7 protein-coding genes are annotated in these 10,033 nt (G+C 67.2%); 1 reads left to right on the top strand and 6 read right to left on the bottom strand.

What is annotated here, in order from left to right:
- The 6 genes from AAGI46_12630 to AAGI46_12605 form a co-directional block, all read right to left on the bottom strand.
- On the bottom strand, positions 1–3,142 hold a 3,142-nt coding region (locus AAGI46_12630; GenBank protein MEM1013053.1), incomplete at its 3' end, for a hypothetical protein.
- A gap of 105 nt (positions 3,143–3,247) precedes the next feature.
- Positions 3,248–4,954, bottom strand: coding sequence for a sugar transferase (locus tag AAGI46_12625; GenBank protein ID MEM1013052.1), 1,707 nt, complete (start codon positions 4,952–4,954; stop codon positions 3,248–3,250).
- Between the two features lie 26 nt (positions 4,955–4,980).
- Entirely contained in the window at positions 4,981–7,290 is a 2,310-nt protein-coding gene (locus tag AAGI46_12620) for an AAA family ATPase (protein ID MEM1013051.1), read from the bottom strand.
- A gap of 73 nt (positions 7,291–7,363) precedes the next feature.
- A complete protein-coding gene (locus AAGI46_12615; protein ID MEM1013050.1) occupies positions 7,364–8,305 on the bottom strand; it encodes a hypothetical protein in 942 nt (313 codons plus the stop codon).
- The gene (locus AAGI46_12610) at positions 8,302–9,363 is read right to left on the bottom strand and encodes an exosortase/archaeosortase family protein (protein MEM1013049.1); all 1,062 of its coding nucleotides are present in this window, start codon (positions 9,361–9,363) and stop codon (positions 8,302–8,304) included. Before AAGI46_12610 ends, AAGI46_12615 begins: the two co-directional genes overlap by 4 nt.
- A 92-nt stretch (positions 9,364–9,455) precedes the next feature.
- Entirely contained in the window at positions 9,456–9,878 is a 423-nt protein-coding gene (locus tag AAGI46_12605) for a hypothetical protein (GenBank protein MEM1013048.1), read from the bottom strand.
- Between the two features lie 31 nt (positions 9,879–9,909).
- Here AAGI46_12605 and AAGI46_12600 point away from each other — a divergent pair.
- Positions 9,910–10,033 (top strand): sugar phosphate nucleotidyltransferase (locus AAGI46_12600; GenBank protein ID MEM1013047.1); only part of this gene is annotated, 124 nt, incomplete at its 3' end.

Below are 10,033 nucleotides of genomic sequence, written 5' to 3'. Positions count from 1 at the left end.
GAAATGCGTCGGTCGCATCGTTCTCCCGGCGAGCGCGGCTGTACGCGAGACGCTGGTACTCCGCAGAGGCATCGACCGCCTCGGCCGCGCGGCGGAGAATGCGCGACGCCTGGTCCGGGAGGTTGGCCTGGTCGTAGGCGGCGGCCGCGTAGCGCTGGAGCGGGGCGTGATGGGGCAGTCGGCGCGAGGCCGCGTCGAGAACGCCGAGTTCGTCCGCGGTGGCCGGGTGTTCGCGGAGGCGGCGGACGGTTGCCGCCAGGTCGTAGGCGGTCACGACGTCGCCGCGAAGCAGTCCCTGCTGCTGGAGCTTGTCGGCCAAGAGCAGCACGGCCTCGCCCTCGCTGTCGGACGAGTGCGCCTCCAGAGACGCAGCGATGGCCGACAGCAGCCGAAGCCGATCGTCACCTCCGCCTGAAGCCAAGCCGTCGGCCGCCGCGGAGACGGCGTCGTCGAAACGATCGCGCGTCAGGTAGAACGCGACCAATTCGCGCCACGGTGCCCCGTGCTCGGGCGAGAGTCGCCGGACCTCGTCGAACGCGCGATCGGCCCGATCGTGATCGCCCGTGACGGCGGCGAAGGTGCCTTCGGTAGCCGCACGATCGGCCGGATCGTCCAGTCGGTTCAACAGTTGGCCGAGCAGGTCGGCTGCCGCCGCGTCGTCACCGCGATGTGCTGCCGCGATCGCGCCGGTGAGCAGTGCGGGTGGCGTGGGCGTTTGAAGGACGAGTCGTGCGAGCTGTGCGTCGGCCTCGTCCTCTCGGCCAGCTCGGCGGGTGAGTTCGATGCCGACAAGCCTCTCGCCGACGCTCAGCTGACCAGCGTTTGCGTCGCCCAACAGGTCGGCGGCGAAGTCGCGCTCGCCGTACTCGGAGAGTCGGAGTGCGAGCTCGATGACGCGTGCATTGTCGCCGCTGATGGACTCGGCTCGGACGAGTCTGGCGTGTGCGAGCAGAACGTCGCGTGCTTCCTCGTGTAGGCCGAGCCGTTCGAGTAGCGCGAGCAGCCGGAGCGTGACGCGATCGTCCTCCGGGCGAAGACTGTGGAGCAATGCCAGCTGCGACCGGGCCGCATCGGTCGACCCGAGGTGGACCAACGCGTCCGACAGCCACACGCGCGCTTCTGCGGCGAGCTCGTCGTCCGGCACGGGCGCGGCATCGGCGAAATCACGCAGGCGGGTGGCCGTTTCGATGACGGCGCTCTCGCTCGACTCGAGACGCATGCCGCGCGACAGGGCGGTCGTCATCGAGTGCAGCTGCCAGCATCGTCCCGGTTCGGCAGCGATCGATAGCTCGTACTGCGACAGAGCGGCCTCGAGCGTGTCGAGCCCGTCTGTTGTGTTGTGAAGCGACGCAGCCTCGCTGAGCAGAATGAGCAGCGACTGCGGGTCGCCATCGGCTTGGTCGACGACGGCTTGCCAAGCCGAGACGGCGGCATCGGGGCGATGCCGTTCGAGCAGTCGGGCGCTCGAAAGGGCTGCGTGCCGCGGGAGCTTGGACGCCCACGCAAGCGCCGCGTCGAGGCCATCTCGCATCCGAACGGCGTCTGCAGCGCGAAGGGCGTCGTCGGGCTCGTCGTGGAGCGACGGCAGTTCGCTTTCGACGCCGGTCAAGCCAGCCGTCCGCAAAGCGAGTTCGAGTTCCAGTCGCGTCTCGGGCGAGGCTTCATCCCAGGCGGACGTCGCCATCTCAATGGCATTTCCGCTGTCCTCGGTGGCGAGGAGGCGTACAAGCATCGGGACCAATTCCGCTGGCGGACCGGCCGCTTCGAGGGCGTCGATTGTTTCCTCGCGGCGGAGAGCATCCGGACGTTCCTGCCACCGCGCGGACGCGATCAGGGCTCGCGTCGCAAGGAGCCGCTCGTCATCTGGCTCGACCGATGACGCAAGCTGATCGACGACCAACTGTGCCCGCGTGGTGTCGCCGCGATCGGTCAGGTGTCGGGCAAGCCGCACCTTGGCTTCAGGCCAGAACGGTGCCGCCTCGACCGCGCAGAACAGGTGATAGCGAGCGAGGCCCGGATCGAGCATCCGATCGCACTCCGCCGCGGCGGCGAGGTGAAGCGGGGCTGCGGCGGCGCGCGGGGCATTGGGAAAAACGTGATCGAGGTTCGGCAAGTGCCCGATTCGGTCGAGTTCGAGCGCAAGGTCCGAGTACGACTGTCCGGGTGCCTTGGCGTCACCGGCTTCGAGCACGCGGCGACGCTCGTCCCAGGCGTCCACGAGCATGCTCGGTGCATCCGGCATGGCGGCTGACTGCTGAAGGACGGCCGTCGCGTCGAGGAATCGTCCGGCCTGGTCGAGGCCGGCGACCAACGCGAGAACCTCGTCGCCGCTTGGAGTAACCCCGGATCGCTGCTGCGTGTCGATGTCGGACCACTCGTCGTCGACAACCGGCGTCGGCAGCAGGTCGACGGCCTGGTCCAGACACGTCGCGGCCTGCGAGAGCTTGTCGGTCAGCCGGTACGCGCGTGCCAGCAGAACGAACGCCTCGACCAGACCCTCGCCCTCGGCACGCGCCGCCTCGACGGCGTCGATGCCGATCGTCGTGACGGATTCGGGATCGTCGGCAAACTGATGCAGAACGTCGAGCCGTCGGAGACGATCGTCTGGCGTCGCTGTGGGCAGAGCAAGAATCGCGGCGGCCGCGTCGACGGCACGTGCGTCGTCGAGCGCGACCAGGCTTTCGCGTCTGTGACGAAGCGCTTCGAGCTCGTCCGGCATGCTGGCCAGCCACGCGTCGGCGGCGGCGAGCTGAAGAGCCGGCTCGCCGGAGGCGGCTGCGAGTCGACACCGAAGTTGCAAGACCTCGGTCGTCGCGTCGAGCGTCCGGATCGCACGCAGGCCCTCCTTTGGACCGCCGCCTTGCGGGTCAGCGAGCGCTCGCGACCAAGCTAAGTGAAGCAACGCTGGCCGCACGCGCACGTCGCCGGAAGTCGCGCCGTCAAGCCAGCGGTCGTACTGCTCTGCCGCCTCGGCCCAGTCGCCTTCTGCGAATGCTGCGTCCGCAGAGGCGAGGACGCGTGTCTGGAACTCTGCCGCCTCGCCGAGCGTGTGGTTTCGCCAGATGACCGCTGCGCCCGCAGTCGGCAAGGCGACGGCCGGCACGATGAGCAGGCGAAGGAGGGTTCGGCGTCGAGGAAGCATGCAGGCAGGTGGAATCACCCCCGCATCACAGCGGGGAAGACGTCCGTCTCATGGTACTTCGACCAGATGCACCTTCCGACACCGGCCTTGCGACTTTCACGGCAATCAGCTTCGGGCAATCTTGCGGAACATCATCGCGACCGTCTTGAAGATCAGAACGAGATCGCCTCGGAAGGACCGCTTCTCGATGTACTCCAGGTCGTATTTCACCCACTCTTGAAAGTCGGTGCCTTCGGCCCGCGTTCTGCGGATCTGCCAGAGGCCGGTGATGCCCGGGCGAACGCTTAGCCGAGCTTCCCGCCACGTCGGGGCGAACTGGTTCTCCTTGTCCGGGCTCGGCCGCGGGCCGACGATGCTCATGTGGCCGCGGAGGACGTTCCAGAACTGTGGCAGTTCGTCGAGGTTCGTCTTGCGGAGGAAGTTGCCGATTCGTGTGATACGCGGGTCGTTCTCCATGAAGAACTGCGCACCGTCGGCTTCGTTGAGGCCTTCGGCGATGAGGCGCTTTTTGATCTCTTCGGCGTTGTTGAACATCGAGCGGAACTTCCAGCACTTGAACTGCTTGCCGCCGCGACTCTGCCGGACGTGCCCGAAGAAGAAGGGCCGGCCGTCTTCGCGCCAGATCAGAAACATGATCACCGGCCAAGCAGGTGCCGTGAAGAGCAGGGCACCGGCGGCGAAGGCGATGTCGAACAGCCGCTTGGCCGCCTCCGAAAACTCGCCGGGGTTCGACGGGACGACCGTGTCGGGTCGACGCATTGGCACTTTGGTCGACGCTTGCGTGACCGACGCCAGCGGCACGACGCCGTCCCCGCCGGAGGCTGACTTGTCGTTGCGTTTGCGCTTGAGATTCAGCGATAGAAGCCGTTTCTTGATGCGAGCGCGTCCGGCCCGTCCGATGACCGGCACGGCGTGCGCGTCTTGAGGCATCAGCTCCGTCCACGCGACTTCGCCCAGGTCGTAGTCTTCGGGCCGCTTGGCAGGGTCGTCCCAGACGACGCGTGGCCCGACGACGGTCGTGCCAGCCGAGAGCTCGCGACCCGCGCCGACCCAGACTTGCCCCAGAAAGTCGACGTCGTCGACGGCGGCGGTTTTGTCGGTCCAGACGGTGGTCGCACCGGTTGCCTTGCCGCCAGATCGTCTTCGTGTGTGTCGAACGATGCGTGAGACGGTGCGATCAGGCGCATCCCACTCGCGGACGAGATCCTGCATCATCAGTGCGATCTCGCGATCGTCGCCACGGTCATACAGCCGGCCGACGGTGCGGACGACGGCACGCTCCTCGGCGGGTACGTAGCGACGCAGCCTGCGGCGTGCACCGAGCGGATCGCCGGCCTGCTGCCAGAGCTGGGCGATTTCGCGGTCGGGCGTGAGGATGGCCTTTCCGAGGCGGACCTCCTTGCCGTCGTAGACGCGGTCGAATCGGACGAATCGATCGTCCGCCGCGTTGCCGCGTCGGCCGTTGTAAAGGTGTGGCTCGTCCCCTTCGCAGACGACGACTTCGCGATAGCCGTCGTCGCGCTTTTCCTGAAGTCGGACGGTCAGGACAGTCGGCTCGACCCAGTTGAGCACGCGGAGCGCTTCGGTCAGATCAAAAAGCGGCAGGCTCTCTGGCTGAAGCAGCAGATAGAGGTCCGCACCACGTGCGGCAGGGGCCGTGTCTTCTGATCGAACAACGCAGACGCCTCGGCTCGCCCAGTAGCGGGCGTGAACCTGCACCGGCTCCAGACCCCAGATCGTCCGCACCAACCCCGATCCGGCCGTTGCAAGCCGGCCCTGGGCGGGGAGGACGTTGGAGGTGTGCGGAAGCAAAGGCAGCCTCGGTCAACGGACGAAGCTCAGGCGGCTCGGCTGGGTGTGCGGCGGGCGGAGGTGCCCGACCGCTTGGTCGTGGCAGGCTGACGTTCGCGGCTGGCGTCGCGGTAGTTCATTCCTGCGACCGACCGCTCGAAGTCGGCCGAGCCGGCTCGGTTGTAGACCAGACCGGCGACGACACCGCCGACGTGGCCGAGGTGCTTGGCGGCCTTGGAGACCATGGGCTTGGCCTGGCCGCGGGTGACACAGAGGATCGTTGCGTCGGCGGCGCTGGCGACGGGCGTGGCTTCGATGCTGCCCAGGATCGGGCCGCAGTCGAGCAGGATGACGTCGAAGTTGCGCTTGGCCTGACGCAGCATCTGCCGCACCGCAACCGGGCTGAAGACGCCGGCCCGGCTGCCCTTGGCGTTGCCGATCGGTAACACGGCGAGGTTGGCGACTTCGGTCTCGCACGTCGCCTGCAGCAGATCACCGCCGAGGAGCGCGTCGAGGATGCCCTCGTCGCCCTGGACGTCGAGTCGCCGCGACAGGCCACCGCTGCGGAGGTCGGTGTCAACCAGCAGCGTGCGACAGCCGCTGGCTGCGTATGACAGGCCGAGCGCGAGCGCGAGGCTTGTCTTGCCCTCGCCGCGGCCGGCACTGGTGACGGCGAACGACCGGGGCTCTTCAGTGGCACCGTCGGACCCGGACAGCGGCACCGCATGGTGGATCTGCAGGATCGTGCGAATCTGGTGGACGCAGTGGGCGGCGATGCTCGCCTGATTCGGATCGCTCAGGCGATCAGGCAGGTTCGGCAACACGCCCAGCAGCGGGGCAGGCTGGCCGTTGTGACCTTGAATGCCGGCGGCGAGGTCGGAGGCGTCGTCGCTGAAGCGCGTTCGCTTGTCGAGCAAACCGAGCAGGACGACCAGTGCCGTCGGAACGCCGGCGCCGAAAATCATGCCGCCCAACGCCATCGGCAGGCGCCTGTCCTGACTCGCGTAGGCCGAGCCCTCGGGCGGCATGGTGAGGTCGAGCCAGCCGATGCCGTCGTCGACAAAGGTGTCTTCGATCATGCCGTCGAACCGCTGCTGCTGAATCTCGGCACGCAGGTCATCGATGTCGCTGAACAGCTTGTCGCGCTCACGCGTCATCCGCGCCAGTTCTTCGCGGTCGGCCGTTGCAACCTTGAGCTGCTCTTCGCGCTCGGCGAGCCGGCGAGACAGGTCGTCGACGCGGGCCTCGGTCTTGGTGATGTAGTCGGTCGTGACATTGATCAGCTCGCCCACGCCGTCGGTCAGGTTGGGCATCGTTCCGAAAAAGACCTGCCGAACGGACTCGCTTCGGAGCTCAATCTCTTCGTCGAGGCTTGCAATGTCGTTGCGGAGGTTTTGCACCTGACGGTTTCCGGCCCCGTAGTCGCGCATCAGGCGAGCCAGCTCGGCTCGGGTTGCGTCGCGCTGCCGCAGCAGGTTCATGAGACCCTCGTCCGCGACGGCGAGATCGGTCGGCATCAGGGTGTCGGCACTGTCACGCAGCCGCGTCGCATTGCCGAGATCGCGCTCGAGCTCGGCAAGCGTCTCGCGATCATCTTCGACTTCCGCACGGATGAGCGTCGCGACGCCGCCAAGGTCCTCTGTTCCGCCGTAGCTGCGTGCGATGGAGGCGATGTCGTTCTCTTTACCGGCAAGACGTGCTTGAAGATCACTCAGCGCCGATTCGCGATTGAAGAGCAGCTGACCGTCCTGGAGCGAGCGGCGATTGTTGAAGTTCTCTCGGTAGGCATTCAGCGTTGCACGCACAGCGGCTTCGGCAACGCGTGGGTTTTCGTCGTTGAACCGGACGATGATGACGTTGTCGCCGCCCGTGTGGCGTGCATCGAGACGCCACTGGAAGGTCTCCCAACGCATCGGCGATTCGGTCTCCTGCCAGACGTCGGTCTCGATCGCGGCCTGGGCAATGTCTGGGTGTTCGGCGATACGTGTCCGTTCTTCGCTCAGGAACGCTTTGAACCCGCCAGCGACGCCCTGGGTGCCCTCGATCATCCTGGGAATCGACGCGCGGTACGAGATGCGACCGGCGGCCTCATAGGTCGGCGTTTGGGACTGCCAGCCGAGCATCCCGCCGACCATTGCACCGCCGGCGGCGAGGACGATCAACAACGGCCAGCGGCCACGCAGTAGCCGGCGTGCCTGGTCGAGCGGGTCGGCCTGCTTGCGCTGCATCACGCCCGAGCCGCCGGTGCGCGGCGCATCGACGGGGACGGCTGGAACGTCGGCCCAGAAGTCTCGGCCGCTGTCGGAGGAGCCCGAAGCGAGCTTGAGGTTGGTCGGCTGGTTCGGGGTGTTGCTCATCAAGCTGGCCGGGTTTGGCCATTGTCTGGCCGGGGTGCGCAAGCGGGCTGGTCTCAGGCGGCACGGGCCGCTGTCAACGTATCGGAAGCCCTCGCTCCTCGGCGGGCTTGGCTAAGGGCCGGATGCGCGTTATCGCACCTTCTGTCCGTGGCTGGTCGATCCGACGAGACGTCGCACGCTCCGATGCGGACGTCGGCCGCAGGACGCGGCTTGCCAGGGTTAGGACACGCGAGCCAGAAGAAGGTTGCCGCTCCACCTGGACCGGATCGTTCGCCAACCGTGCGATCGGCTCGGCTGCGCTGTCCAAGATGGCGACGTAAGCCTCGTTGCGTGCCGGGTCGTCTGCCGCGGAGAGGACCGGATCGAGCCAGACCAGGACGATCGACGCGCCGCGTCGGCGGTGCTTGTAGTGGTTGTCGTCTCCCTGGCCAGCGAAAATGTCGAACACGTCGCCCGTTGTTCGCCCGCCGCCCACGACGGGTTCCGGCCCGGCCGCAACGATCAGAAATCCGAAGCAACGAACGACCGAGCCGTCCGATCGCTCGACGACGAACTCCGTGCCAGAGATCGCACGCCCGGCTGCCGCGTGCATGGCGGGCGTCTCGGAGAGCACGCGTCCGTTGCGGGCGGGCTCGCTGAAGGTTGGCCAGTAGGCCCGGGCCGTCACGTCGCGTGGGGCGAGACACAGGACGAGTTCCGCCGACTTCGGGGCTGACGCCTTATCGGCGGTCGCGGCAAAGTTGAGGAACTCGATCCGCCTGAGAGCGATCGGGTCGAGCGTCGGATACGCGGGGCCGCGCGGCGGGCGGTCGCGAGCGATCCAGCGGCCGTCGATCGTTTCGAGCTGGCCTGGCTCGAAGTCGAGCACGCTGGCTTGAGCGGCCGCGTGGTAGCCGCTCCAGTCCTGCGGCCGGTGGACCGTGTGCTGAACCGCACCGACCAAGACGAGCAGCATCGCCGTCAGCAACGGCGCGAGCCACCCGTGTCGCTTTGATCGATAGGGCAGATCGGTCATCGGGCGAGCCGGAACGTGTAGATGTGCAGGCCTGACCAGTCGAGCACGCGAACTGCAAACGCCGCTGCCGCAAGGCCCAGCGGAACGGCAAGCCATTCGGAATAGAGCCCGACCTGCGTGGCGACATCCAATCCGTCAGCCCCCGGTGCACCCGACGCGTTCCGCGCGAGCAACCAGACCAGCGGCGTGGCTCGTATGACGTTGGCCACCAGGCCGAGCGGTATGACGGCGATGAGGAGCAGCCACCGGTAGCGATTCCGGAGCGGCCTCGCGAAGGCGTAGGTGTAGATCACGACGGCCAGCAGCATCGTCGTCGGCATGCCCTCGCAGGCGTTTTTCAGCCGAGCCTCGGGAACCAGCGACAACGATGGAAGAGGCGTTCGCTCCGCAGCGTTGGCGGCGGACGCGGACGAGCTCATGTCGCGACGGGCGGGGGCGACGAAGCCGGTGGTTTCCAGCACGCCCGAGGCAATGCGTGCCGTCTGTTCCTGAAGCGGCGGGCCGATGACGTCGCGAACGCGTCCTGGCACTGGAAGCAGCAGAGCCAGTGCGGCAATCACCGGCAAGAGCCGAAGCACAACCCCTTTGCCACAGACGCTGACAAACGCTCCCAAGCCCACGAGGACGGCTCCGCCGTGGTAGAGGTACGAGACGCCCGTCGATCCACCCGAGAGGAGCGACACCACACCCACAGCCGCCAGGGCTGGTCCAAGGACGCGGGTCCCTACGCGGATGTACGCGATGCGTTGGCGGCGGACCCAGACGAGGATGGCGATCGCGAGTGGGACGAGGACGATGTGCCCGTTCTGGCCGTGCAAGTCGATCAGGCCAACGAGGTCGACCCATGCCCACCAGGACGCCAGAACGGCCAGGCCGGCAAAGGCGAATGCGACGATGACGCGTTGGATCGTCAGCTTCGGCCGCCACGTCCGCTGCGACGGCGGCAGCGGGGCAACGAGCTGCCGGGGCACGTGCCCGCGCGGCTCGATGGCCGACTCCTCCGGCGGCTGCCCCGGGGGCGGGGTGAAGGTCTCGGCATGGAGCGTCAGAGCAGACATGGCGTGCGGAACCATCGGCGGGAACGTCCCTGCCAGTGCATCGGCCGAGCGGCCGTGGGCGTCAAGTTAGCAGAAGAAGAACCCGCACACCTTCACGCGACCAGCCCGCCCAGCACCTCGCGTCCCCGACGCACAATGCCGCTACCCGTCACCACGCTCCCCACGAGACTCGCCCCGGCCTCGACAACGCCCCCGTCGAGGACCACGGAATCGTGCAAATATACGGAAGAATCGACCTGTGCGCCGTCTTCGACCAGCGTGAAGTGGCAGCCGAAATCTTCGGCGAGAGGAATGCCGAGCGGCGGGGCCTCGAAGCCGCGACCGTCTCGCTGGGCGTGGTATCGACCGACGGCCTGGATGTAGCTGGTGGCACCGAAAATCGGAATACCCGTCGCTCGCCGGGATCGGACGACTCGGATGTCGAACCGGTTCCGCAGCTCCGGCAGTGCCTGCTGCTTCATGTCGACGTAGCCGACTGCTTTGATGGACTGGAGGACGCCGCTGCGGATGAGCATCACGCCCGCCGGAGTGCCGTCGCGATGAGCGATGATGGCGGCGTCGGCTCCGCGGGCGATGCGACTCTCAAAACAGCTCTTGCCGGTCTACAACAAGCCGATGATCTACTACCCGCTGAGCGCGCTGATGCTGGCGGGTATTCGCGAGATCGCGG

The organism is Planctomycetota bacterium (assembly GCA_038746835.1).
Classification (GTDB): Bacteria; Planctomycetota; Phycisphaerae; order Tepidisphaerales; family Tepidisphaeraceae; genus JBCDKH01.
The sequence above is the reverse complement of the archived record's forward strand: the minus strand, read 5'-3'. Positions and strand labels throughout refer to the sequence as shown.

Bases quoted from the DNA above. Each gene is read 5' to 3' on its own strand.
- AAGI46_12610 (MEM1013049.1), bottom strand. From the start codon at position 9,363: ATGTCTGCTCTGACGCTCCATGCCGAGACCTTCACCCCGCCCCCGGGG.
- AAGI46_12620 (MEM1013051.1), bottom strand. From the start codon at position 7,290: ATGAGCAACACCCCGAACCAGCCGACCAACCTCAAGCTCGCTTCGGGC.
- AAGI46_12605 (MEM1013048.1), bottom strand. From the start codon at position 9,878: ATGCTCATCCGCAGCGGCGTCCTCCAGTCCATCAAAGCAGTCGGCTAC.
- AAGI46_12615 (MEM1013050.1), bottom strand. From the start codon at position 8,305: ATGACCGATCTGCCCTATCGATCAAAGCGACACGGGTGGCTCGCGCCG.